28 protein-coding genes are annotated in these 25,177 nt (G+C 45.0%); 14 read left to right on the plus strand and 14 right to left on the minus strand.

Going from position 1 to position 25,177, the window contains the following annotated elements:
- Window positions 1–135: 135 nt before the first annotated feature.
- The 12 genes from DK187_RS18075 to xdhA form a co-directional block, all read right to left on the minus strand.
- Window positions 136–465: a hypothetical protein gene (locus DK187_RS18075; RefSeq protein WP_111608729.1), complete on the minus strand. Its 330-nt coding sequence runs from the start codon at window positions 463–465 to the stop codon at window positions 136–138.
- Window positions 466–547: 82 nt separating this feature from the next.
- Window positions 548–1,069 (minus strand): hypothetical protein, encoded by a 522-nt coding sequence (locus DK187_RS18080; protein ID WP_111608730.1) that lies wholly within the window; start codon window positions 1,067–1,069, stop codon window positions 548–550.
- A gap of 93 nt (window positions 1,070–1,162) precedes the next feature.
- Window positions 1,163–1,657, minus strand: coding sequence for a gamma-glutamylcyclotransferase (locus tag DK187_RS18085; RefSeq protein ID WP_111608731.1), 495 nt, complete (start codon window positions 1,655–1,657; stop codon window positions 1,163–1,165).
- 79 nt (window positions 1,658–1,736) lie between these two features.
- Window positions 1,737–3,041: a hypothetical protein gene (locus DK187_RS18090; protein WP_111608732.1), complete on the minus strand. Its 1,305-nt coding sequence runs from the start codon at window positions 3,039–3,041 to the stop codon at window positions 1,737–1,739.
- A gap of 48 nt (window positions 3,042–3,089) precedes the next feature.
- A complete protein-coding gene (locus DK187_RS18095; protein ID WP_111608733.1) occupies window positions 3,090–4,361 on the minus strand; it encodes a PIN-like domain-containing protein in 1,272 nt (423 codons plus the stop codon).
- 102 nt (window positions 4,362–4,463) lie between these two features.
- Window positions 4,464–5,330 carry a hypothetical protein gene (locus tag DK187_RS18100; protein ID WP_111608734.1) on the minus strand — a complete coding sequence of 289 codons (867 nt, stop codon included), beginning with the start codon at window positions 5,328–5,330 and terminating at the stop codon, window positions 4,464–4,466.
- Window positions 5,331–5,785: 455 nt separating this feature from the next.
- A complete protein-coding gene (locus DK187_RS18105) occupies window positions 5,786–6,058 on the minus strand; it encodes a type II toxin-antitoxin system RelE/ParE family toxin (protein ID WP_111608735.1) in 273 nt (90 codons plus the stop codon).
- Window positions 6,059–6,328 carry a type II toxin-antitoxin system Phd/YefM family antitoxin gene (locus DK187_RS18110; RefSeq protein WP_111608736.1) on the minus strand — a complete coding sequence of 90 codons (270 nt, stop codon included), beginning with the start codon at window positions 6,326–6,328 and terminating at the stop codon, window positions 6,059–6,061. It abuts the gene before it with no gap.
- Between the two features lie 183 nt (window positions 6,329–6,511).
- Window positions 6,512–6,745: a ribbon-helix-helix domain-containing protein gene (locus tag DK187_RS18115; RefSeq protein WP_100185614.1), complete on the minus strand. Its 234-nt coding sequence runs from the start codon at window positions 6,743–6,745 to the stop codon at window positions 6,512–6,514.
- A 337-nt stretch (window positions 6,746–7,082) separates the two neighbouring features.
- On the minus strand, window positions 7,083–7,955 hold the full coding sequence (gene xdhC / locus DK187_RS18120) for a xanthine dehydrogenase accessory protein XdhC (RefSeq protein WP_111608737.1): 873 nt from the start codon (window positions 7,953–7,955) through the stop codon (window positions 7,083–7,085).
- A complete protein-coding gene (gene xdhB, locus DK187_RS18125) occupies window positions 7,952–10,306 on the minus strand; it encodes a xanthine dehydrogenase molybdopterin binding subunit (RefSeq protein ID WP_111608738.1) in 2,355 nt (784 codons plus the stop codon). Before xdhB ends, xdhC begins: the two co-directional genes overlap by 4 nt.
- Window positions 10,299–11,795, minus strand: coding sequence for a xanthine dehydrogenase small subunit (gene xdhA / locus DK187_RS18130; protein ID WP_111608739.1), 1,497 nt, complete (start codon window positions 11,793–11,795; stop codon window positions 10,299–10,301). Before xdhA ends, xdhB begins: the two co-directional genes overlap by 8 nt.
- A gap of 256 nt (window positions 11,796–12,051) precedes the next feature.
- Here xdhA and DK187_RS18135 point away from each other — a divergent pair, with 256 nt between their 5' ends.
- From DK187_RS18135 to DK187_RS18170, 8 genes are all read left to right on the plus strand, one after another.
- A complete protein-coding gene (locus tag DK187_RS18135) occupies window positions 12,052–12,354 on the plus strand; it encodes a cupin domain-containing protein (protein ID WP_111608740.1) in 303 nt (100 codons plus the stop codon).
- A 111-nt stretch (window positions 12,355–12,465) separates the two neighbouring features.
- Window positions 12,466–12,717, plus strand: a complete 252-nt coding sequence (locus tag DK187_RS18140; RefSeq protein WP_111608741.1) for a type II toxin-antitoxin system Phd/YefM family antitoxin — start codon at window positions 12,466–12,468, stop codon at window positions 12,715–12,717.
- Window positions 12,707–12,994: a type II toxin-antitoxin system RelE family toxin gene (locus DK187_RS18145; RefSeq protein WP_111608742.1), complete on the plus strand. Its 288-nt coding sequence runs from the start codon at window positions 12,707–12,709 to the stop codon at window positions 12,992–12,994. Before DK187_RS18140 ends, DK187_RS18145 begins: the two co-directional genes overlap by 11 nt.
- A gap of 204 nt (window positions 12,995–13,198) precedes the next feature.
- Window positions 13,199–14,194 carry an ABC transporter substrate-binding protein gene (locus tag DK187_RS18150; RefSeq protein ID WP_111608743.1) on the plus strand — a complete coding sequence of 332 codons (996 nt, stop codon included), beginning with the start codon at window positions 13,199–13,201 and terminating at the stop codon, window positions 14,192–14,194.
- A gap of 4 nt (window positions 14,195–14,198) precedes the next feature.
- Window positions 14,199–15,005 (plus strand): ABC transporter ATP-binding protein, encoded by an 807-nt coding sequence (locus tag DK187_RS18155; protein ID WP_223232198.1) that lies wholly within the window; start codon window positions 14,199–14,201, stop codon window positions 15,003–15,005.
- Window positions 14,983–15,774 carry an ABC transporter permease gene (locus DK187_RS18160; RefSeq protein ID WP_111608744.1) on the plus strand — a complete coding sequence of 264 codons (792 nt, stop codon included), beginning with the start codon at window positions 14,983–14,985 and terminating at the stop codon, window positions 15,772–15,774. The genes DK187_RS18155 and DK187_RS18160 overlap by 23 nt, the downstream gene beginning before the upstream one ends.
- A gap of 13 nt (window positions 15,775–15,787) precedes the next feature.
- Window positions 15,788–16,264: a nucleoside deaminase gene (locus tag DK187_RS18165; RefSeq protein WP_111608745.1), complete on the plus strand. Its 477-nt coding sequence runs from the start codon at window positions 15,788–15,790 to the stop codon at window positions 16,262–16,264.
- 106 nt (window positions 16,265–16,370) lie between these two features.
- The gene (locus tag DK187_RS18170; protein ID WP_111608746.1) at window positions 16,371–17,357 is read left to right on the plus strand and encodes an isopenicillin N synthase family dioxygenase; all 987 of its coding nucleotides are present in this window, start codon (window positions 16,371–16,373) and stop codon (window positions 17,355–17,357) included.
- A gap of 83 nt (window positions 17,358–17,440) precedes the next feature.
- Here DK187_RS18170 and uraD read toward each other — a convergent pair whose 3' ends face one another.
- Entirely contained in the window at window positions 17,441–17,962 is a 522-nt protein-coding gene (uraD, locus tag DK187_RS18175) for a 2-oxo-4-hydroxy-4-carboxy-5-ureidoimidazoline decarboxylase (protein ID WP_111608747.1), read from the minus strand.
- A 194-nt stretch (window positions 17,963–18,156) separates the two neighbouring features.
- Here uraD and uraH point away from each other — a divergent pair, with 194 nt between their 5' ends.
- Together uraH and hpxO are read left to right on the plus strand one after the other, a co-directional pair.
- Window positions 18,157–18,525 (plus strand): hydroxyisourate hydrolase, encoded by a 369-nt coding sequence (uraH, locus tag DK187_RS18180; protein ID WP_111608748.1) that lies wholly within the window; start codon window positions 18,157–18,159, stop codon window positions 18,523–18,525.
- A 291-nt stretch (window positions 18,526–18,816) separates the two neighbouring features.
- The gene (gene hpxO, locus DK187_RS18185; protein WP_111608749.1) at window positions 18,817–19,998 is read left to right on the plus strand and encodes an FAD-dependent urate hydroxylase HpxO; all 1,182 of its coding nucleotides are present in this window, start codon (window positions 18,817–18,819) and stop codon (window positions 19,996–19,998) included.
- 50 nt (window positions 19,999–20,048) lie between these two features.
- Here hpxO and DK187_RS18190 read toward each other — a convergent pair whose 3' ends face one another.
- On the minus strand, window positions 20,049–20,765 hold the full coding sequence (locus DK187_RS18190) for a FadR/GntR family transcriptional regulator (RefSeq protein ID WP_111608750.1): 717 nt from the start codon (window positions 20,763–20,765) through the stop codon (window positions 20,049–20,051).
- A gap of 250 nt (window positions 20,766–21,015) precedes the next feature.
- Between DK187_RS18190 and DK187_RS18195 the strand changes: the two genes are divergently transcribed.
- The 4 genes from DK187_RS18195 to DK187_RS18210 all read left to right on the plus strand — a co-directional run bounded on the left by DK187_RS18195 (window position 21,016) and on the right by DK187_RS18210 (window position 25,098).
- A complete protein-coding gene (locus DK187_RS18195; RefSeq protein WP_111608751.1) occupies window positions 21,016–22,149 on the plus strand; it encodes a mandelate racemase/muconate lactonizing enzyme family protein in 1,134 nt (377 codons plus the stop codon).
- Window positions 22,150–22,209: 60 nt separating this feature from the next.
- On the plus strand, window positions 22,210–23,205 hold the full coding sequence (locus tag DK187_RS18200) for a TRAP transporter substrate-binding protein (RefSeq protein WP_111608752.1): 996 nt from the start codon (window positions 22,210–22,212) through the stop codon (window positions 23,203–23,205).
- A 94-nt stretch (window positions 23,206–23,299) separates the two neighbouring features.
- Complete coding sequence (locus tag DK187_RS18205) at window positions 23,300–23,818, plus strand: TRAP transporter small permease (protein WP_111608753.1); 519 nt, start codon at window positions 23,300–23,302, stop codon at window positions 23,816–23,818.
- Window positions 23,818–25,098 (plus strand): TRAP transporter large permease, encoded by a 1,281-nt coding sequence (locus DK187_RS18210; protein ID WP_111608754.1) that lies wholly within the window; start codon window positions 23,818–23,820, stop codon window positions 25,096–25,098. Before DK187_RS18205 ends, DK187_RS18210 begins: the two co-directional genes overlap by 1 nt.
- The last annotated feature ends 79 nt before the right edge of the window (window positions 25,099–25,177 follow it).

A 25,177-nucleotide genomic window follows, 5' to 3' on the forward strand; every position in this document is an offset into this window, starting at 1 on the left:
TGTCTATTTTACAACACGAATCGAGCAATGGCGTGGGTTTAAGGTATTTTTCTACAGCCTGAACGCCTCAAACAGCGGCGCGCGTTAGCGCGTCCAGCCACGAAGTGGCGTTGCTGCTTTGACTCGTTAGGTGATTTAACCACACACCCAAGTGCCATCTGGGTTTTGTTTAGCGCCTGAATAAGCGCCACCACATACCCATGTGCCGTCAGGGTTTTGTTTGGCACCTGAGTAATTACCGCCGCAGACCCAAGTACCATTAGGGTTTTGTTTGGCGCCTGAATAACCGCCGCCGCAAACCCAAGTACCATTAAGGTTTTGTTTAGCACCTGAATATGCGCCACCACATACCCAAGTACCATCTGGATTTTGCTTGGCACCTGAATAAGCGCTTCCACAGACCCATGTACCATTAGGGTTTTGTTTGGCACCCGAATAACCATAATATTGTCTTTCGTCTGACATTTATTATCTCCTTGTATTCACCTAACGCCAAACTCAGCGGGCGATTTTTGCGCAGCAAAAATTGATCTGCTGCAGTTTATTATTAGCTTTGTAGTTCAGGCCAACCAGATCGTTCATCAAAACCGGTATTAGCCCTAAGCTTAAATATTAAGTTCTTTGCAATATCAAAATCTTGGGAGCTCTGATGCTGATGCCCTTGCGCGTCGGCATATTCACTCTCACTCAAAGGCGTACCATATTTTCCAGCCCAGACAGTATAAATGCTTAAGCGTTGTAACAATTCCTTTTCTGTCTCATTTGTTTCTAAACCAATTAATCTAGCAAGATCGGGCAACTTATGATTTTTGCATCCGGGGAACGATTTCCTAGTATCGATTCTTCCCTCAACGATAATAAGTTTTCCTTGCGACGCAACGACGCCTTTAAAAGCATTTTCAAGAGCAATGCCAAGCAGAAACATCGAACCTTTATGACACCCGACCGACGTCTCAACTTCAGAGTTCCTTAACGACATAGTACAAAATAATTCTTCGGCCGCAGCTAACATTTGCCTAGCCTGTGTAAACCAAAACTCAGCGTTTACGGTTTTAGTTTTAAAGTCCAAAGCCTAATCCTGCCAAGCTAACGCCCGCAGCACGCGTGGCTTTGTAGTGAAGGCGAAACCGCAACGTAAAAGCCGTCGCTGTGCCTGCGTTTGTTAACTGTATATTGCACGTTCGCTTACATCTCTTTCCTTATTGGGATCTTCTCGACTGTCTGTGGCTGACAGGGCATCTAGGTACGCAGATGGAACTCCCGTTTCTTTCGCACCATTTATGACGTGAAGTAAATACCAAGAATAAGGCAGCAAAGACGGATCTGTTTTCGTTGCATAGTAGGTAACAGCTTCATGGGTGTTCCCTTGGGAATCACTTACTGTAATCCTCTTATCCTCATAGCCGTAGCCCAGCCCCTCAGCTCTGTCTAGTATGCTTTTCTCGTCATTTGAGATTTCGAACAGTGCGCCAATTACGTAGTCATCAGGATTTCCGGTAAATAACGCATCGCATTTTCCAGAACCATCTTTCTTGCTCACCTTGTGAAAACGAAGAGCATGATCGACAAGAGTAAACACCCCTATTCGCTCAGCACTTGGAACCCTCGCCTTCAACCTTGGGAGCGACATATTTGATCCATAAGCAAAATACTTCACGCTGCCTCCATACAGTTAACGCCCGCATTTGCAGCTGGTTTGAAGCGCAGCGGAAAACCAGTCCGTCAACATGCGCTTGTTATGACTTCTTTCCATCTAAACTGTTTTCTGTTTGTTTTGGCATAAACATCCGTTTTGGTGTCTCCTCGAAAAACTTAATATTAAATGACGAATAACCTCCCGCAGGACGAATTCTAACCCAGGGGTCTTTCAGTTCATCCTCACTAAAAACGACTGGTATTTCTGGGTCGAACTCAGTTAGATCTATTTCTATATCACTGGGACAAAGCTCTTTAATCTTATAGCCGTTGGAATAGATGTGAATAGCCTTAATTTTTTCTGCTAAAGATTTATTGCAAAACGGTAATAGCATTGCCTCATCAATATCTCTAAGCGTAAGGCCGTCAGGATTTCTAATTAAGCTGTCCTTGCTATATTGAATAGGAATAAACTCTACATGATCCATTCCTATGCTAGAAGACGAACCCACTTTAGTATATTTCTCTTCTTCGAAGTCCTGATCTTCGTCTTCAATATCTATAATTTGCTCCCATTGCCCACCACCAACACCATATTTAATACCACTTTTTTGCTCAGTGAAATCCGCTGCAATATCTTCCCTCATTCGATTTGATCTATCTGTGCGGCCAAATAGTATTGAAAGGATCTTGTTTTTTGGTTCTTTTAAGTATAGGGAGCAAAAGAGTCTAAAATGCCCGATCTCTTCAGCAGTATACTCTTGGTTAAGCTCTATAGACAAAGTCAAATGAGATAAAGTACTTGAAGCTTCTTGGAAGAACAAAATTCGATTCAATGTATTTTCAACTCTTTGAAATCCAGTTGATATAACAGATTGAATATCATCGCCCCACTTGGCAAAAAAGCTTGACTGCTCTTCCTCGGACAAGGGAATATTTAAATGCTGAAACCTAATTGAAAACCCGTCTGGGGTATCAAGGGATATTCTTATTCTTTCCCTATCCATAATTTCACAATGAATCATTCCACGCGCCTTGGCTTTATCTATAAGCTGATTTTTTTCGCCTATTGTTAGATTTATGTTTGTAAAAAATACAAATGCCTCTGGCTTTTTATCAGCAGACAAAGCGCTGTTTAAGTCTTCCTTAAATTTTTCAGTAATGGTTTTCTTCTGCTCCGTAGAATCATTTGCTTGATTCACAAATCCCACAGCGCCAAATGCAATAAGATCGTTGCGATAGATAGCTTCTATATCACGACCATCGTCGCGTCCACCACGGGGATGTCTTGGGCGAACATCAGAAAATCTCTTATCTAATGCAAGAACTGAACGACACAATTGTTCTCGACTTAGCTGATTTGTATCTAAATAGCTCTTTATTCTTTGATCAGTCTCGTAGCTCAAAAGATATTCCTTGCCTTTTTAGTCATAACGCCAAAATCAGCAGCGAATTTACGAGTCTGCTGCATTTTCTTGTTCAATGTATTTCATGTGCCGAGCAAGCTCATGTTCAAGCTGCATCGTGTGTTGCTGCAATTCTTGATATCTTTGCTTTGATTCTTCAAGCCTGCTTCTTACTAAGTGGTAATTTTCAGATATGTCTGAATAGTGGCGCATGAAAGGCTCCATATCTACCTCATGGTCACCTTCTGGATAACTTTCCCTGTACTTTCTCATCTCCACTCTTTCGGCTTCGAGCATATGGCGCTTTTCCTGCAATGAAACCATCTCACTTTCATGCTTCATCATTTGACGACGAGTATGTTCGAGTTCTTGCATCATATGATTGATTTGTGATTTTTGCCGATTGAGCAACTCATATTCCTGCTTTTTCCGAAAGGCCATTTTATCTCGGCGTCTTACTTCTCTAATTTCTTCCAGAATTTCTGGGCTGACCTGTTCACCAAGATTTTCTCTTGCCAACTCAAGAAACCGATCAGCTTGGTACATATGAAATGTGTTATTGGCGTTATCTTTAAACTCCTTTACTAGCTCAGGGCGTGGCCCAACTGTTTTTCCTTTGAATTTTTCCCACCAATCTTCTTTCTTGTCATCTGTAACAAGAACTATACCTTTGTCCACTTCAATGGATCGCTCTAAAACCTGTTTCCAGACTATTAAATCCCCAAACTCTCGACACTTTTCCGCAAATATTTCCGTATCTTTCGATTTTGATCCATCCTTAAAACCTGGGGGAATTTTCTGCTTGTAGCGGTGTTCGCCTTCAATAATTAGTTGCTCTAATTTTTCTTTTTTGAAAGGTTGTCCGACTCTATTTTCGAATATTTTTGCAATTGAGTCTTTTATCTCATCATTCGATATTCGTCGAGTATGAACTTCTTTATTCTGCGACAGCTCCTCGCACAACATATTAAAAATCGCATCGACTTTAAGCATTGTTTTTTCGCTTACAAAGGGATGTTGCCTTGCATTATCTAAATCGCTTTTTAAGCTGCCAATTGATTTAATTGTTGAATCATATGACTGTTCTTGCTGTCCAATTACAGTTAGTCGGTTGTTTAAATACTCTTCCGCGGCTCTATGTGGCAACCACACCCTATCTTTTATTCTATCTAGCAAGCGTAAAAACTCATTTCGAGTAGTATCTGAATACCGGTATAAATTGAGCAATATGTTTGCATCAAACACGAAAATACATGAGTCCCATACATCCCTTAGATTTTCTTGAGATTCCTTAAAGTGTCCCGGAAATAATTCTTTCATCGATACTCCTACATTGAACGCCCGCAGCACGCGCGGCTTTGTAGTGAAGGCGCAGCCGAAGCGAAAAAGCTGTCGCAGTGACTGCGATTGTTATATTCGGTTCTAATCATTTGATGACTTTCCAGCGTAATGGTCACTGATTGCCTTATTTATTGTGCACTGATCTATTTGACGATCTTGAATAAATGAGTAACGAACGTGTATTCCGAGATTATGAAGAAATTTATAGGTTTGGTTTAAATCAACACCCCGTATTAGGTATTCATTAACAAGTGTTGACCCGACCATTTTTTGCACTATTCGTCCCGAAACTTTGAAGACCCCATCCTGCAGTGCACCGTATTGAATAACTCCACCAACCGTTTTAGCACTTTCATTAGCTATAACTTCTTCAATAAGCGAAATGTACTCATTGGAAGGCTTACCATTTATCTTATCTTCTACATACCTTCGACCATCGCCTAGAATTTCTATTTGGCCATCTTGATCAAGTACAGAGTTATAATTTACTTCTATACCATCTTCCCCTGAAGACAAAGAGAACTTTGCAGCCTTAATCAATTTCGAATCTGGGCATACACCTGTGAGCACAAACTCTACTATCCCCTTCTCAGCAGTTTGGAAACAAAGTTCTTTAGATATATGTGTAGAAAAATGCTCAATGGCTTGGCAAATTGTATCGAATGATACCGAATGCTCCCCAATAGGCTGAATATTTGACATAAAATCAGATACTAACTCTTTCGTTAGATATGCATTCAATGTGCTCCCCGCATAGATAAAACCATATGCTGATGAGAACATTAATTCACTATTGCCGGTATTCGTATCAGCTGCAGAAATAACGCTAATAGGTACCGTAACTATTTTTATCCCACGATCAAAACATTTAGTCTCGGAGAGAGTAATTCTGGAGTCAGAAAGGGCTTTGATTGTGCCATTTTCACGCCAAACGATGGCAAGGGTCATGTATAAATTCTCCGAAGAATATAACATTTTAATAGTGCGCATGCTCGTTTAGACAATTTCAAAACTGTCCAAAAAACCTTATAAACAATTGAATAATAAAAGTTTTATAAAGCTATTCACAATAGTGAAAACTGGAAAAACGAGCATGCGTGTTATTCTTTTCATCCACAGCGCGTTATTTCTGCTCTGCGGATTCTTATTCGTTGATACTAAAAGACTTTCTAACCATCCACCAGTAAAAACTCGCAATTTTTTGATTATTTTTCTGACAAAACGAGCGTAAAATCCGCATAATGAAAAATAAACTGTATATAATCAGCTGATTGTCGGCCTAAAGGCTCGACCTACACGTGAAAGCTTCGATTTCGCGGCACATTACGCTCCACTTATGATGCCCTACGGGTGGGTTGGGATGCGAAGTTGTTTGCTTATGTTTCATTTTCTGTCAATTCAAGCTATCGCTCACTTCGCCAGACGCGTATGAGCACAATCTCTTTAGCTTGTCTGAGGTAGACAACCCGAAATGACGCGTGTATCAGTTCGCGAATATGATCCATGTTGAATTCAGGAACAATTCGGCCCGCATCGGGGTGAGTTTGAAGCATGCCGCAATGCTTCAAGATAGCAGTTACGAAGTCCTCACCGATATGTGGCACACCCTCCTCTCTGTAATACACCTGAATAGCCTGTAAATCTTCAAGAGCAGACTGTGCAATGCGTATTTCCATTTACTTGATACCCAAGGTTTTCTTGGCGTCCTCCAAGGATACTGTGTTGCCTTCGCGAACATCCATAAGTCCTTTTGCTACCGCTTTTACAAACTGCAGTTCCTCTGCGGTTTTCTCATAATCTTCAAGCCCCTGAACAACCGCTACGCCACGGCCACGACTGGTAAGCAGAATTGGGCGATGCGTTTCCTGCGTTCGACCAACTATCTTTCCGGGATTGATTTTAAGGTCTGATAGAGGAATGACATCCTCGGAAAATTTAATCTGCATAGTGGCTACCTAGTGGGCAATTAAGTGCTATTAGTAGCACCCGTTAACAGGTGCGGTCAAGGAGCATAATGCTCGCGGAAGTCGGGTCAAAGCCCTTTTCCATAAAGGCTTGTTGTTTCTGATAGTACGTTGGAGGAAAAGGGGCTCGACACTTTGGGTTATTGAAGCATTTTGATACAGATTTTATATTTTGCCATCAATTTTTAATTCACTCAGAAAGTCTTCATAAGACATTTCTGGCTCATCTGAACGCTCTGATATGGCTATAAGGTCTTCTTGATCTTCTCTCATCAGCAAGCGTACCGCTTCATCAATTAGTTCTGAAATAGAAACATCGGATGATGCCGCTCGCATTTTTAGCGCTTTGAGGGTATCTGGTTCAAAATAAACGGTTGAACGCTTTGATAAATTACTCATGTTATGCCTCGACGATTCCTTTGTAGCCTTTACATTGTAGCGTTATAACGTAAAAGCACCAAAGTAATAACCCCTCCCTCGCCCTCCCCTTGGAAGACATAAGGGGAGGGAAAAATTACGTTGTCGGGCTAACGCCGCGACTTACAAAAAAGTTAAATCAACAACTTACAAGGTTGATGCGGAGCAAGGCCAACGCCAAGAACGAGGTCAAAAGACTTTAACCACCGCTAAACAAGCTAGAATTGAAAAATGACATTCCTACGAGGTAGGCGGTAGTTTCGAGGAAGGAATGTCATTTGTTTCAATTCACCCCCAAAAGCTCATTTTAATCTGCTAACTAAACCACTGAGCTTTCTTTCACGTCACTTAAAGCGTTGTTGATTTCTTTCCAAGTCAGTCCGCTGCGCTTTTTCGTTTCTGTTTTGGTTTGGGTGATTTGGATAATCTGCCCTGCGATGGAGATGGCGATTTCGAAGGGCTTTTTGCCTGTAATTTCGTTAAGTCCTACTGGGCAGTGTACCGAGTCGATTTCAGCTTGACTGAATGAGGCGCTGACGAGTCGTTTTTTGAAGCGTAGGGCTTTGGTTTTCGAGCCGATTAGGCCGATGAATCGGCAGTCTTTTCGATCCAATAACGCTTCCACTAGCTGATAGTCCAAGGCGTGGTCGTGGGTCATGACTAAGGCAATTTCGTTATGGCTCATGTGGTCGATGTGTTCCAACATGGATTCATACAAAAACGGTGTGACGTTGCTCGGTAAGCCTTTGATGTTGTGGTCTTGAGCTAGGTTCTCACGGCTGTCGACCCATGAAATTTTCGCCTGCATGTTGCCCAAGACATTGACCAAGGTGGTCGCCACGTGTCCCATACCAAAGATGGTAATTTTGTTGGCGGGTTCTGGAAAATATTCCAACAATACGCTGACCGCGCCGCCGCAACATTGGTTGGTTTTGGCGGCGAGGGGAAAGTGTTCCAGCAGATGAGAAGGCGAAGACGCATCTTGCAACATGGCGCGGGCTTTTTGGCAAATAGCGTATTCCAGCTGTCCGCCGCCGATGGTGTCGAAGCTGTGTTCCTCGGTAATGATCATCTTGCTGGAGGATTCCCGCGGCGCAGAGCCTTGGGTGCCGATCACGGTGGCGATTACCCAAGCTTGCCCTGCTTTTTCCACTTCCTGTAACGCATGAACCCAACTCATAGACGACATCATAGGCTGGCTTCCTTCGCTACTTCTCCATTCATTCCCGCTTTATGATTTTGCGCCGCTTGCATGGCGTAATATACCGCCTCAGGTGTCGCTGGCACGGCCAATGGTGGCGAGAATTTATGGTCAGCAACCGAAGCGCAGGCGTCTTTTAACGCGCACCAAACGGAAATTCCCAACATCAGTGGCGGTTCACCCACGGCTTTAGAGCGATAGACGGATTCTTCACTGTTGGCACGATCAAAGAGTTTGACGGTGAATTTTTCTGGAATGTCCGCCGAGGTTGGAATCTTGTAATTCGCTGGGCTGTTGGTGGTGATACGGCCTTTATCATCCCAGCTAAGTTCTTCTGAGGTGAGCCAGCCCATGCCTTGCACAAACGCGCCTTCGATTTGTCCGATGTCGATGTCCGCGTTAATTGAATCCCCCACGTCGTGAAGGATATCCACTTGAGTGACTTTGTATTCGCCGGTAAAGGTATCGACGATCACTTCTGCCACCGCTGCGCCATTAGCGTAATACAAGAAGGGTCGACCTTTGGCGGCTTTGCGGTCGTAACCAATTTTTGGCGTTTTATAAAAACCGGTAGACGACAAAGACACGCGGTTCATGTAGGCCAGTTTGATAAATTCAGGAAAGCCCATGGTCTCGCTGCCTAGAATCACTTGATCGTCTTCAATGGCAAAGGCATCGGCGGCGATAGCAAAATGCTCCATGGCGAATTCTTGCAAGCGGCCTTTGATCGTCATCGCTGCATCCAATGCCGCCATGCCGTTCAAATCGGTTCCTGCTGATGCCGCGGTGGGCGAGGCGTTAGGCACTTTATCAGTACGAGTCGAGCCGACGTTAACGCGCTGGTAATCTATACCAAAGGCTTTGGCAACAATTTGCGCTACCTTGGTATAAAGCCCCTGCCCCATTTCTGTTCCGCCGTGGCTCACATGCACGCTGCCATCGGTGTAAACATGCAGCAAGGCGCCCCCTTGGTTTAAGTGTTTCGAGGTAAAGGAGATGCCGAATTTTACGGGGGTCAGTGCCAGTCCCTTTTTCAAGAAAGGGCTTTGCTTGTTAAAGGCGTTAATCGCTTGGCGACGCGCCCGGTAATCCGAGCTGGCTTCCAATTCTTCCATCAGCGTCAGCAACACATCGTCATCGACTTTTTGCCCATACGGCGTGGTGTCTTTACCGGCTTGATAACAATTCAGTTTGCGAATGTCTAAGGCATCTTTGCCTACCGCACAGGCGATTTCTTCGATGACGTTTTCCGCCAACAAAACGCCTTTAGGTCCACCAAAACCTCGGAAAGCAGTATTAGACACCGTATGGGTTTTGCCACGATAACCACTGATGCGAGCATTCGGTAAAAAGTAAGCATTGTCGGCATGAAACATCGCGCGGTCGACCACGCCGTCGGACAGGTCTGCCGTACAACCACATTTGCCCACCATGTCGTATTCTGCCGCGAGGATTTCCCCTTCATCGGAAAAGCCCACTTGGTAGCTGTTCCAAAAATCATGACGTTTACCCGTTTGTACCATGTCATCTTGGCGTGGCATACGGTATTTCACCGGACAACCATTGCGCACAGCCAATACGGCAGCGGTACAGCCAAGTACAGCGGCTTGCGATTCTTTACCGCCAAAGCCGCCACCCATACGACGCACTTCAACAAGCACCTGCGCGACAGGCAAACCCAGTACACGTGCCACCAGCTTTTGCACTTCGGCAGGATGCTGGGAAGACGCAAATACCTGCACTCCGCCGTCTTCATTTGGCACAGCCACACTGATTTGCCCTTCTAGGTAAAAGTGTTCTTGGCCTTTGATATATAAGTCCGACTTAATCCGACGCGGCGCCGCTGCCATGGCTTCCGTGGCATTACCACATTGAATGGTATGGGTGGGTAGCACAAACTCTTGGCGCTCTAATGATTGACGAGGATGCAAGGTCGCTTCTCGCGGTTGATAGACAATCTCGGCTAACCGTACGGCTTGTTTCGCCGCGCGCAAACTGGTGGCTGCCACGGCAAAAATCGGTTGCCCAATATAATGCACGAAATTACCCGCCAACATTAAATCCCCACTTAATACGGGGGAAACATCTGGATCACCAGGAATGTCTGCTTGCACAATCACATCCACCACGCCGGGATAAGCACGGACTTTATCCAAATTGATCGACACAATATCCGCGTGAGCTTCCGTCGATAAGCCCGTTGCCACATGCAATTCATTCGGCCATTCTGGCATGTCATCGATATAAATCGCTTGGCCTGTCACATGTTTAATCGCCGATTCATGGATCGGCAAAAGGCCTTTTTGAGAAGAGATAGCAAAATCTTGTGGCAGTTTACGCATGAGTGCTTGCCTCCAAACCTGTCGATAAAATTGAGTCACTGACAGCATGGCCTGAGAAAGTCACCACGTCGGTACCATTCAGCTCTAACCATGCCTTGCGAATCAGGTTGCATGCCATGTCTAAACGATATGCCGCGCTGGCTCGCATGTCGCTCATGGGGGTTAATTCGCTGCGCAATGCTTCGATGGCTTGGTTTAACGCGTGCTCGTCATTAATGCGTTTGCCTGTCAATGCGGCTTCGGCTTTGCGTCCTCGAATCGGCGTCGCTGCCATGCCACCAAACGCCAAACGCACATCGGTTAATTCGCCATTATCGACAGCAAAACGAACCGCTAACATGGCACTGGAAATATCGTCTTCCATGCGTTTCGAGACTTTATAAAAACGATGGAATTGCGCGAGCTTATCGAGGGATACATCAAACGAGGCGATCATTTCATCTTTTGCTAATTGGGTTTGCTTGTAGCCTAGATAGAAGTCTGCGATGTTCACGGCTCTGGTGCTGCCGTCATTTTTCAATAATTGGATGTCGGCATCAAACGCCAGCAATAGCGGAGGTAAATCGGCAATCGGGGAAGCATTTGCGACGTTGCCGCCAATGGTGCCACGGTTACGAATTTGTCGAGAGGCTATGCGACTTAACAAAGCGTTCATCTGTGGATACTGCGTCTTACTGAACGCTTCCAGCTCGCTGTAAGTGACGGATGCGCCGATGGTCAAGGTGGTTTCTGCAACGTGTAGCTGTTTCAGCTCAGCCACGCAAGATACATCGATCAGGGTGTCAAAATCGCGATAGCGTTGCGTGTTTTCTAGCATCAAATCTGTTCCACCCGCAATCAAGGTCGCTGCTGGATTCGCTTTTAATGCCTGAGCAAGTTGTTCTAAATCTGTCGGCTGTAAGTAATTACGACTGTGTTTGGGCTCTTTTTGCAGGCTTTCTAACTGCGTTTTGACTTGATTATTTTGGCTCATTAGCTCAGTGAAAGGTTCCACTGAGCTTGCCATGTCACTCATAGACAAGCCCGCATCGATGATCGGGCGATAGCCTGTGCAACGGCATAGATTCCCAGAAATTGCGTCGCACACCGCTTCGCGGTCGATTGATTGCTCGGCGCGCTGCGCGTTTTCATAAAGCCCCGCCAATGACAACACAAAACCCGGTGTACAAAAGCCGCATTGAGAGCCGTGATGCGTCACCATGGCTTGCTGAGCTGGGTGCAATTCACCCGCTTTTGATAAATACTCCACCGAAACGATGTGTTTACCCGCCAAAGATTGAATCGGCGTAATGCACGAATTGAGTGTCGAGTACCTAAGTTCGCCGTCTTCCAACGCACCAACAAGTAGCGTACATGCACCACAATCGCCAGATCCACAGCCTTCTTTTGTCCCCGTTAAGCCACGCTTTTCTCTCAGGTAGCGCAACGCTGTAAAGTCGCTAGGGAGCGTGTTATCGTCGATGAGCTCATCGTTTAGTATAAATTGCAAAGCGCTCTCCTTAATTAAAATAGTCTCTATGATGGTGGTTATGATAATAGTTGAAATGCAAAAACCTGACCAATCGTACAAAGTTTAATTAAAAACTAATCTCCTTCCCCGAACAATCAATTTTGCAACGCCAAACACACTATATCCAACCGAAACACACATTGAACGCTCAAAAAAGGTTATCACCCTAGAAAAACTTGCAAATGAGTTTTATTATCACTAACTGAATTTAAGCAAGTAACCCAAGGTGGACATGATGAATAAACTTAATATTAGGGAACAATTTGCTCTGCTATCAGAAGAGTGGGCACCAAAAGTCATTGCCAAGTCAAATGGACAATCCATCAGAATTCTCAAAGGCAGCGGTGAACTTGGCTGGCATCAACATGAGAATGACGAAAAAGTCATCATTGTCTTCAAAGGCCAACTCACATTAAAACTGAAATCTTCCCACGACATCATCCTCAATGAGGGCGATATGTATGTGATGCCAAAAGGTGTCGATCATTGCCCAGTCGCACAGCCCGACACACACTTCATGATGATAGAGCCAACTTAGTCTGCACTCCAAGGTGAGCGTAAAAAATACAGCTAGAACGACAAAGATATCGCACTGTTAAAAATTTAGGTCTAAAATAAGACTTAAATTTAGTACTTAATTGAGGTTCCCATGAGACAAGTCTTAGCCAATTACACAGCCAGTATTTCTGAATTAAAGAAAAACCCAACGGCTTTACTTAACGAATCTGGTGGCTCTGCTATCGCCATTTTAAACCACAATAAGCCAGCGGCTTACCTCGTCCCTGCTGAGGCCTATGAGCTTTTGATGGAAATGGTCGATGATATTGAACTAGCAAAACTGGTTGAGGCTCGCCGTACTGATTTATCTAAAGCCATCGAAGTGAGTTTAGATGACTTATAAATTAAAATTTCTCCCTGCTGCTCTAAAAGAATGGCGAAAATTAGCACCAAACATTCAAACACAGTTTAAAAAGAAGCTAGCAGAGCGACTAGACAACCCGCATGTTCCTGCCTCAAAGCTGCGCGGTTATGATTCTGTCTATAAAATAAAACTAAGAACCTCAGGCTACCGCCTAGCTTATGAAGTCATAGACGATGAAGTCGTCGTTTATGTGCTGGCAATTGGAAAACGAAACAAAGACACGGTGTATAAAAAACTCGCCTCTCGAGTGAGTTGATATCGCACCGTTTTGTTTCACCTCCTCGATAAAAAACCTCATAGGTTTTTCTACACCCCGCTATAAATGTCAGTTTATTCCAATTAATTCAATGAGTTAAATAAGCGCCTATGATTCTATAAAAATATGGAACGATTGTTGCTAAATACAAACAATATGAAACAAGCGGGTCTTTAACCCCTATTAATTGTATGGAGTAAAGCTATGAGTAAGGCAAAGAAAACAGCAATCCGTTTAACGCTTCTGGCCAGTCTTGTCTCCAGTGTTTCTGCCATGGCGGCAGATCAGGTGACATTTCAATTAGATTGGCTACCAGGTGGCGACAAAGCACCTGTCTATGTGGGAATTCAACAAGGTTTCTTTGCGGACGAAGACTTAGAGGTCAAGATCGCCAGCGGTCGTGGTTCCACCGATGCGCTAACCAAAATGGCAACAGGCCAATCAGACATTGGTAGCTCTGATATTGGAGCGTTAATGGCAGCCAAAGCCCTTGATAAAGTACCCGTTGTAGCGGTTTACCCCTACTTCACTCAAGCACCACACGCCTTTTTCGTGCTTAAAAGCAGTGGCATCACCTCCATTCAAGATTTAAAAGGCAAAAAAGTCGCCACCTCTCCTTTCACGTCATCCAATGCTTTTTTACCCTTGATCTTAAAGCAAAATGGCTTGAGCGAAACAGACATTCAATTAGTGAAATCCGATCCGGGCGCGCTCGCGCCAATGATGATAACAGGCAGCACCGACGCCATTATCGCTTGGGTCACCAACACGGCACTTTATGACGCACAAGCAAAAGGCGCAGGCAAGGAGCTGATCGAAATGCCGTGGTCGAATTCAGGCTTGTCTCTTTATAGTTCGTCTGTTTTGGCTTCTGAGAAATTCTTAACTGAACGTCCTGATGTCGCCAAACGCTTTATCAAAGCCTTCGCCAAGTCCATTGAGTTCACTTACGCCAATCCAGACCAAGCCGGTATCGATTTGCACAAAATGGTGCCAGAAGTGGACGCCAGTATTGTTTCTGCACAAATTAAGAGCATTTACAACCTGGTCTACAACGATGTGACGACACAAGACGGCTTTGGTAATTTTACCGATGAGCGCATTCAAAAAACCTGGGAGTACGTGGCAGAAGCCAATGGCCTATCAAAAGATGCCCTCGACCCTGCAACAGCAGTAAACAACAACTTTAAGCCGGAGTAACGGCATGGATAACCAAACACCAATAGACGACAACGGCAAAGCGGCTTACGTCAGCATGAAAAATGTGGGTCATAAATATGACCCACGCCCAGAAACGCCCATGGTAGTGCAAGACATTAACTTGGACATTCATCGCCACGAGTTTGTGGCGGTGGTAGGGCCGTCTGGCTGTGGCAAATCCACCTTATTACGTATGGTGGCGGGGTTACTCATTCCGTCTCATGGTCAGGTATCCGTGTTCAATTTGCCCGTGACCGAGCCACGCGATGACGTGGGTATTGTTTTCCAAAAAGCCAATTTATTGCCTTGGTTAACCGTACGTAAAAACGTGCTGTTTCCGCTCAAACACAAATATGGCCGCTATTCTGCCAGCGATGAAAAACGCGCCAATGAACTATTAGAAATGGCCGGATTGACTCAGTTTGCTGACAAGATGCCAGACGAGCTATCTGGCGGCATGCAGCAACGTGTCGGCATTGTCCGCGCACTGTTGCTTAATCCAGACATTCTATTGATGGATGAACCCTTCTCGGCGCTCGATGCCTTGACGCGAGAGCAAATCGGTTTTGACCTGCTCGATATCTGGAAAGAGCATCCAAAAACCGTGCTGTTTATCACCCATTCCATTAGTGAAGCGGTGTTACTGTCTGATCGTATTTTAGTCATGAGCAAACGTCCTGGCACAGTGCTGGATCTGATCGAGGTGGATTTACCGCGACCTCGTTCATCTAAAACCATTAACTCCCCACGTTTTGCTGAGCTAACTGACAAAATTAGAGGCTATATTTATGAACCCAACGTACCAGCCTAACTCTTGGCTTGCCCAGCAAGCGAATCGCTTTGCGCCAGCTTTATTCTTTATCGGTCTCGTGCTGCTCTGGGAACTTATCTGTCGTTTCGGCAATGTGCCAAACTATATTCTGCCTTCTCCATCGGCTATTTTTATGGCATTTTTTGATGTGGAGTTTTCTCGCTGGTTAACGCATCTTTGGGCGACCTTACGAGTCGCTTTGATGGGTTTTGTCTTGTCTATCGTCATTGCCATTCCACTGTCGATTGGCATGATGCGCTCACAATTAATGAACCGTGTGCTCTATCCTGCGTTGATTGTCATTCAATCTACCCCAGTTGTCGCCGTGGCGCCTTTGATCATCGTATTGCTTGGCACCGATGACCCATCTCGCGTACTCATCACCTGCTTAATCACCTTCTTCCCTTTGGTGGTATCCACCACAACGGGCATGCTGGAAACGCCACCCGAAATGATTGAGCTGAGCCAATCCTTGCGAGCTCCGCGTTATCGTGAAACCTGGCAGATTCGCATTCCGTATGCGATCCCGCACATTTTCAGTGGCCTTCGAGTCTCTATCACCTTGGCGATTATCGGGGCTGTGGTGGCCGAGTTCGTCGCGGCGGAAGAAGGCTTGGGCTATTTCATTCAATTCTCCACGTCATTCTTTAAAATTCCACAGGCGTTTGCTGGGCTGATCTTTTTGTCGATTATCAGTTTGTTACTGTTTAAATCGATCCAGTGGATTCAGGCGTGGTTTTTTCCGTGGAGCCTTCCTAAAAAGAAATAAAATAGAGACAGATATGACATTAAATACTAAAGACACAGACTTTTTACGCCAAAGCTTTGCCCTTGCAGAAGAAGCAAAGCACCAAGGCATTCACCCTTTTGCAGCGATCTTGGTCGACGACGAAGACAATGTACTGATGACGCAGGTTAACGGCTACTTGCCCGACTTCGATATGACAGGCCACGCTGAACGCAAGTTAATGACGCGCGCCAGCAAAGCCTATCGCCCTGACTTTTTGGCAAAGTGCACTATGTACGTTTCCGCCGAGCCTTGCGCCATGTGTGCTGGTGCCGCCTATTGGGCAGGATTAGGACGCCTTGTGTATGGATTAAGTGAACACAGCTTGAAACAAATCACTGGCAACCATCCAGAAAACCCAACCTTGGCCTTACCTTGTCGTACCGTGTTTGAATCGGGGCAACGACAAGTCGAAGTCATTGGACCTTGCCTTGAAGAAGAGGCAGCAAAATTGCATGAAGGTGTTTGGTAAGCCATAAAGCAATAGTGACGCAATAAAAAAAGTAATCGGAGTAGAAGCAGTCAAGCGCCTCAAAACGCTGGGTCATTGCTCCATTTTCCATTAGGAGGAGACCATAATGACTCATTTATACGCACTTGAAGAACTGCAACGAGAAACCACGTTTGGTGGCGCAGGCGAAGACACCAACGATCGCGAAATTCGCATCATCGACATGAGCGACTTTGACAACCGTCGCACAGAAATCACCGAACAACTCTGGCTCGCAGCAACTGAGATCGGCTTTTTTCAATTAAGTAACCACGGCATTGATCCACAAGAAATAAAAGCCGCATTCAGCGAATCCGAACGTTTCTTTAACCTTTCAGAAAGCATTAAAAGCCAATACCCAAGGCCCAAAGGTATCAACGCTGGCTGGGAAAGCCGTAGCCAAATTCGCCCTTCCACTGGCACCAAAGATCAAAAAGAATCCTATCAGATCACCCAGTACCATATGGATAACTTGTGGCCGAGCGAAGAAGAGTTGCCACACTTTCAAGCCAATGCACTGCGCTTTGAAAAACAATGTTGGGAAGTGGGCATGAAGGTGTTGTCTTGCTTTGCGGACAAACTAGGCTTTGATCGAGATTTCTTTACGAAAGCCCATGACCCACGCCAATCGGATTACCAAAGTACGTTACGTTTGTTGCACTATTACGCCACCGAAGGGGTCACAGAACAGGGCAATATTTGGCGAGCTGGCGCCCACACGGATTTCGACTGTTTGACCTTATTGTTCCAACACGAAGGCCACGGCGGCTTACAAGTGTGCCCAGGAGCCGAAGCAGAAACCCAACGCTGGACCAGCATTCCTCCCTATGGCGATGTCATCACCTGTAATATCGGCGATATGCTCATGCGCTGGAGTGACGATCAGCTAAAATCCAACCTGCACAGAGTCCGCTTGCCACGAGTCGATGAATACTGCGGCAGCCGTCATTCCATCGCCTTTTTCTGCCAAGCCAATAAAACGCAGATCATCCAAGGCCCTGCAAAACGCTACCAACCGATAAGCGCCGCCGACTTCCTGACGCAACGCATTCAGGCTAATTTCGTCGATAAGTAAGCCTTCCTACTGCACAATAAAAACCACCATCGATGCTCATAGGTCGATGGTGGTTTTTTTTATATCAATCACGGAAAGCGGTTTTACAAATCCGCCAATCTAAACCCCGCGATCTTATGCACTTCACTCATGGCGCGGTCAAACTCGGTTTGCCAGTCATTGGGCGTTCTGGTTTCAAATCCAGTCAGTATTTGCGCCTTGGTCGCGCCTTTCACGGCCATGATGAAAGGAAAGCCAAACTTCTCTCGATAAGTATCGTTCAGCTGTAAGAAGTGCGCCAGCTCTTCCTCTGTACATTGGTCTAAGCCTGCACCTGCTTGTTCAGAAGAAGATTCTTGCGTCAACTCACCCGCCAGTGCGGCCTTACCGGCCAAATCAGGGTGAGCGCGTAACAAGATCAATTTTTGCTCATCGCTACTGTGCTCTACGATATTGGCCATGGCTGTTTGTATCTTATCGATACTGTCAAAATACTCACTAGGATGCGCGGCTTTTTGACGCCACAGTTCTTCTGCCACCCAAGTAGAGTGCTCATAAATACGGCTGAATAACGCGATAAAATCCGCTTCATTTAAATGACTAAAAGTCGCTAACGGGTCGTGCATAAAAAGACTCCAAATTCCAACAATTCGACAAAAATCGCACTGACAAACAAAACCTCTTCGCCACAGAAACACATGGCACAAATATTGAAGTCTATGAAACAATATTTTCAGGCACTTTTCACTTACTACTGTACTGCTTGCAAAAAACAGGCAAGATAAAGCCATCATTTAAAAAAAACCGTTAAGGAAAAACAATGGGATACTTAACCACGCATATTCTAGACACCACAAAAGGCATCGCGGCAGCCGGTGTCAAAATACACCTTTATAAACATACTGCTGACGGTCAACGACAACGGATTCACAGCACGCTGTCCAATAACGATGGACGCTGTGATCAGCCCTTACTGCAAGCCGACGACTTCTCTGTGGGCGTATATGAACTGGAATTTGCCATAGATGAGTATTTTAACGCCAGCGACCTTCGTAGCGACGGCGAGACCACAACCCCTAACTTTTTGAATACCGTGGTGATTCGTTTTGGCATCAGTGATGAAAACGCCCACTACCATATTCCTCTGCTTGTTTCGCCTTATTCCTATAGCACTTATCGTGGCAGCTAGTTCTCGCTAAAGCAGCCATCACAAACGGCTGAGCGAGCCAGAATAGCGCAGCTCTTATAAGAATCGCACCAAGATAAAACACATTCTGTCTCATCGGTCAAAGAAGAAAATCGGCCCCTTCTTCTTTGACTCGACTCTCATAATAATCAATCGCCCTAAAACAATGGTTTCATGAAATAAAATTTAGACTCATTTGTTTCATGGCATATTTATTGCCAATTACTTCTTTAATCAAAGATTAAAAATGCGCCAAGACAGCTCAAACAAAGCGCAAGATTAAAGGAGAATGAGATGAAAGCACTTATTATCGGCGCCGGCATCGGCGGCCTATCTGCGGCAGCAGCACTAAAACAACAAGGCATTGAATGCGAGATTTTTGAAGCTGTAAAAGAAATCAAGCCCGTTGGTGCGGCACTCTCTATTTGGTCTAACGGCGTAAAATGCATGAACCATCTAGGTATGGGCAGCATCATGGACGAACTCGGTGGGCCCATGCACCACATGGCTTACCACGATGGCTTCACTGGCAGCGTGATGACACAGTTTAGTCTTGCGCCATTGGTTGACGCCGTGGGTGAGCGCCCTTGCCCGGTATCACGCGCCGACCTACAGAGCCAAATGGTCGATTGGTGGGGGCGCGAGACCATCCAATTTGGCAAACGCATAGAAAAAGTAGATCAAACCGACACAGGCGTCACGGCGTATTTTACCGATGGCACCCACGCCGTTGGTGACTTTATGATTGCCGCCGACGGCACACACTCAGCGGTTCGCGCTGATGTGATCGGCTATCAAACTGAACGCCGTTATGCAGGCTATGTGAATTGGAACGGTTTGGTAGAAATAGACGAAAGCATCGCACCAGCTGACCAATGGACGACGTTCGTTGGCGAAGGCAAACGCGTTTCCATTATGCCGATTGCTGATGGTCGCTTTTATTTCTTCTTTGATGTGCCATTACCAAAAGGGCTAGCAGAAGATAGAAGCACTGTGGTGGCGGATCTCACCCGTTACTTTGCTGGTTGGGCAGAACCCGTTCAAAAACTGATTGCGGCCATTGATCCTGACACCACAAACCGTATTGAAATTCACGACATCGAGCCATTTGATACCTTGGTAAAAGGCAACATTGCCCTTCTTGGCGATGCCGCTCACAGCACCACCCCAGACATTGGACAAGGTGGTTGCTCGGCACTAGAAGACGCCGTTGTCCTTGGTCAGTGTTTTAGAGAACAATTCTGGTCAGACAAAACAAAAACATTGCCTGGGGTAATTGAGGCTTTGAAACACTATGAAGAAGCACGTCGCTTCCGTGTCAAAGACCTCGTTTTAAAAGCCCGTAAACGCTGCGACGTTACCCACGGTAAAGACATGCAAGAGACCCAAGCTTGGTACGACGAACTAAGACGCGAAACGGGAGAAAACATTATTGCAGGCCTACGCTCCACCATCGTTGGTGGACCACTGGCTTAACCCTAATAAGTCTTTAACAAAAATGAGAAAGCGATCCCCTTTACTGAGGATCACTTTCTCGCAAGTTTTAAAAAGCGCTCTCGACTGTTTGTTAAATGCAAACGCATCGCAGCACGTGCGGCGTACGAATCGCCACGCTCGATCGCCGCATACACTTCTTCATGTTCATGATTGACATGAGCTACATCAATACGTTTGCGTGGAACAAGACTGTTTTCCATGTGTTTCATAATATCAACAAAGTAGTGATTACCTGCTGATTTGGCGATTAATAAATGAAAATTAAAATCCGCTAAACCAGCATCCGACACATGTCCATTTCGATCTATCGCGCGTAAGGCATCCAGCGCTTTGCGTATTTCTACTAGCTGTTCGTCACTGCGTCGCAATGCCGCTAAACCCGCAATCTCCACCTCCAAACCAATGCGTAATTCCAAAATCTCTACCGCATCGTTCACATAATCAAAAGACAAGTCCATTGGACCCTGCCCTTTACTCTGCAAAATAAAAGTACCAATACCGTGTTTGGTTTCTACGTGCCCAGATGCTTGAAGCCGTTGTAACGCCTCTCGCACAACCGTTCGGCTCACGCCATGCGTTTGCATTATGTCTGCCTCTTTGGGCAGTTTGTCACCGGGGCTCCATTCTTTATTGTCTATTTTATGCAATATTTCTTGAACCAGTTTTTGTGCCAAATTGCGTTGTGGCTTGTGTTCTCGATGAGACTCAACAGAAGAAGTTACAGTCGATGAAGGATCATCTTGCATTTTTATTATTCCTAACAACCCAAAAAGTCATCATACAACATGTGATAGGAATACGGAAAATTAAAAAACAGAAGGATCATTTGATCATAAAAATCATATTTCCTGAGATAAAGACAGCATAAGAACAAGAGAAAACGTTATTAGGTCTGAAAATAAAAATAGTCATCATATCTCTTGACCAATAAAAAGTTAGTTGTATGATGTACTACATCAAAAAAATTAAAGCTCATTAAAAGAGATTTTCTTAGCCATGAAAATTACAAAAATAACAGTCAGGCGAATCGCTATTCCCTTTACTGCCGGAACAAGAAAAACCACTCCGGTTAAAGAGGAAGACAAATTCAACGGCGCCTCTCCTAACATAGATAAAATGGAATCGCTTCTTGTTGAAGTGGCAACCGATACAGGGCTAATTGGCTGGGGCGAGGCTTTCGGACATGCCTCCAACATCGTAACCTATGCGGCTTTGGAGCACCTTGTTGCACCCATGTTTCTTGGTAAAGACGTGGCGAATTACGAAAAAGATTTGTATGCCGCAAAACGTGCTTTACACAGCTTTGGTGGTTCTGGCCCCATGCTCTACGCTCTGTCTGCCGTCGATATTGCTATTTGGGACTTAAAAGCACAGCAAGCCAAACAACCCCTGTATAAATTTCTCGGCGGCACCACAGGTAAGATTAGTCTTTACGCCAGTTTAGTAAGCTACGGAAACGAACCTGCAAAAGTTCGTGACAATGTCCTTCGCACCGCCAATGCAGGCTTCAAAAAAATCAAACTGCACGAGACAACTTATGCCGCTATTGAAGCGGCCCGTAACGCGTTACCTGACGACATAGAGCTAATGGTGGACGTAAATTGTCCTTGGAATCTCGCCGACGCTACTCGCAAAGTCACAGAGTTAAAATCGCTTAACCTTAGCTGGATAGAAGAACCCGTTTGGCCACCAGAGAATTGCGCTCAACTAGCGGCTATTCGCCAGATTGGTGTTCCCATCTCTGCGGGCGAAAACGCCTCAGGTCCAGAAGGGTTTGAGCAGTTATTTACAACGGGAGCGATTGATATTGCACAACCAAGCGTTAGCAAAATAGGCGGTATTACAGGTATGTACGATGTTTGCAAACGCGCCGAGTATCATCAGGTAAAAGTGGTTCCACATTGCTTTTATTATGGCGCGGGTATGGTTGCTACTGCCCATTTTATCGCAGCCAACATGCCTGAGACTTCATTAGAAATTCCTTTTATTGAATTAGGTGATCATCTTCACCCACTCAATGAATGCCCTGCGACTTATGATCTTGGAGACGCCTTTGGATTAGGGTTCTCACCCGAACCCAGAATTCTAGAAAAGTACACGATTGCACGCTGCATTATACGCAGCAAATAGCACAATATTTCTTAGCACAATAAAAATAATCTACGCTCGAAGCGTATACAGGAGAAGACCATGTTCACACGCAAAACCCTTGCCGCTCTGACTATCTCATCAGCCCTTGCCGTCACACCTGCCGCTTACGCCGCGAAAATGATTACGGTAGCTAACTTTTTCCCTGATACTCACCCTAACAGCATCGCCTTAAAAGAGACTTTTAAAAATGAAGTCGAGAGCTTAAGCAAGGGAGAGTTAAAGGTCAAAGTGTTTAGTAATGGCGTTTTAGGCGCAGAAGAAAAGCTTTATAACTCTGTGCGAGGCGGTACAGTAAACATGGCAATTCTCGGTACTATCATGGATAAGGAAGTGCAAAATGTGGGGATTATTCAACTGCCTTTCCTATTTAAAAACTACGAACATGCCCAAAACGCATTAAACAGCGATATCGGCCAAAAATTGGTCAATGATATGGATACCAATACAGGGCTTCATTTTCTTGCTTACGGTGTACAAGGGTTTCGTGTTGTCGCCAGTAACCGAGAAATTTCGTCTATGGATGACTTCCAAGGCTTACGCCTTCGCTTCCCAGGGATTTCTAGCATGATAGAAATAGGCAAAAACCTCGGTGCGAACATTACGCCGTTACCTATTTCCGATGTATTTAGCGCCTTAGAGCAAGGTGTTGTCGATGGTGTAGAGAACCCTTACCCAAATATCGTTGCATCGAAATGGTATGAAATCGTGAAATACATCACAGAAACTAACCATGTGTTCACACCGAATTTGTACTTAATGAACAACAACTTTTGGAACTCGCTAACCAAAGAGCAACAACAAGTTGTCTCTACTGCCGCGCAAAATGCCGCAAAACAAGAGTGGAGCTTGTTGATCAAACAAGAGAGTGAGAACAAAGCCAAACTTGAACAAGATGGCGTTAAAATTACTGTACCAGATAAAGCCTTTCACGATGCCTTAATCAAGGCAGAAGAGTCTGCTTATGAAAATTATTACACTTTGCATCCGGATGCTCGCGACATTGTGAAAGAAATCATTGCTGCTGGCGAAAAATAAAAAATAACCAAGAGGGCCTTATTAAGCCCTCTTTTTACATAAGAATCTGCCTTACTCTATTTACTACACGGCTTAACTAACTAAGAGCATCATCATGATTAAAAAGCTGTCTCGCTCTGTAGACTTACTACTTGGAATCGGCATGGCGAGTTGTTTAACCGTTATGTCTTGTCTCGTTTTTTCGAACGTTATTCTGCGTTATTTGTTTGACTCTGGTATCACTTGGTCAGAAGAAATGTCACGCTATTTATTTGTTTTTATGATTTTTCTTGGCACAACACGAGCCATGAAGCTAAATCAACATTTGAACGTTGATGTATTCATCAAACTCCTACCATTCAAATGGCTAAGAGTTTCATTACAGCTGATTTCAGCCGCCCTAATGCTTTACGCATTATGGTTACTCATAGACGGTAGCTGGCAATTGCTGCATATCAATATAAACACGCTGGGACCCGCAACCAATATGCCGTTGTGGTTACTCTATGCAGGCTCGATGGGTATGGGCATTTGCATGTGTTTATTCATTGTCTTTGGCATTAAACGTTTATTTGAAAATGAACAACAAAATGCTCTCAACAAGAATAAAAATCATCAAGAAGGAGAAGCATAATGGAGTTGGTCATTTTTGCTGGCGCATTATTTGCGGCCATTATTGTCGGTATGCCTATCGCTTTTGCACTTATCATGACAGGCATGGCGTTGATGTTTTATATGGGCATATTTAACAGCCAATTAATTGCAGAAAATCTAGTCAGTGGCAGTAACAACTTTTCGCTAATGGCCATTCCCTTTTTCATACTGGCGGGGGAGTTAATGAATGCGGGCGGTATTACTCGCCGAATTATTGATTTGGGCATGTCGATGCTTGGTCACAAAAAAGGTGGCATGGGCTATGTCACTATTGTAGCAGCAATACTGTTTGCCTCTTTGTCTGGCTCTGCGGTTGCCGATACTGTTGCCCTTGGTGCCATATTAATCCCCCTGATGACCAAAGCGGGATATGACCATAACCGATCCTGCGGGCTTATTGCGTCTAGCGGCATTATTGCGCCCATTTTACCGCCCAGCATCCCGCTTATTTTATTTGGCGTCACCAGCGGTGTATCTATTTCACAGCTTTTTATTGCAGGCTTAGCGCCAGGACTTATGATGGGTGTTTTGCTTATTTTTGTCTGGTGGTACGTAACGCGCAAAGAAGACATTAAGCTATTAGAAAAAGCCAGTCTTAGTGAGCGGTTAACCGCATTAAAAAATGCGTTATGGGCACTCATCCTACCGGTCATTATTGTCGTTGGTCTACGTTTTGGTATTTTCACCCCAACTGAGGCGGGGGCCGTAGCGGCTTTTTATGCCCTGTTTATTGGTACTTTTGTTTACCGTGAACTCACTCCAAAACGTCTTTTCGGTGTATTAGTCAACTGTGCAACACTCACGAGCATTATCATGTTCCTTGTCGCAGCATCGTCTATTGCCGCTTGGATGATCACCATGGCTGATATACCCGGCGCGGTATCCGAATTACTGCAACAATGGAAAGACGACCCCACCACGCTCATGATCATCATCAACGTGTTAGTCCTAATCATTGGTATGACAATGGATCTTGCGCCAGTCATTTTAATTTTGACTCCGGTTCTCATGCCTGTTGTTACGGCCGCGGGTATTGACCCTGTTTACTTTGGGATCGTCTTTGTACTCAATCTCAGTATTGGCTTGCTTACACCGCCAGTAGGTACAGTATTAGCGGCAATATCCAGTGTTGGGAACACAAGCATGGGGGCAGTAACCAAAGGCATTGCTCCTTTTCTACTGGCTCAACTCGCCTTATTGATTGCTTTGATTTTGTTTCCGTCTTTGGTTATGGTGCCTTTTAACGCCTTATACCATTAGCAAATAACAATAAGGGGGGATATTGACATTCTCTCTTCTTACTGAAGAGAGAATGTCAATTAAAACTTGATAAGGATCA

The organism is Marinomonas arctica (genome assembly GCF_003259225.1).
GTDB lineage: Bacteria > Pseudomonadota > Gammaproteobacteria > Pseudomonadales > Marinomonadaceae > Marinomonas > Marinomonas arctica.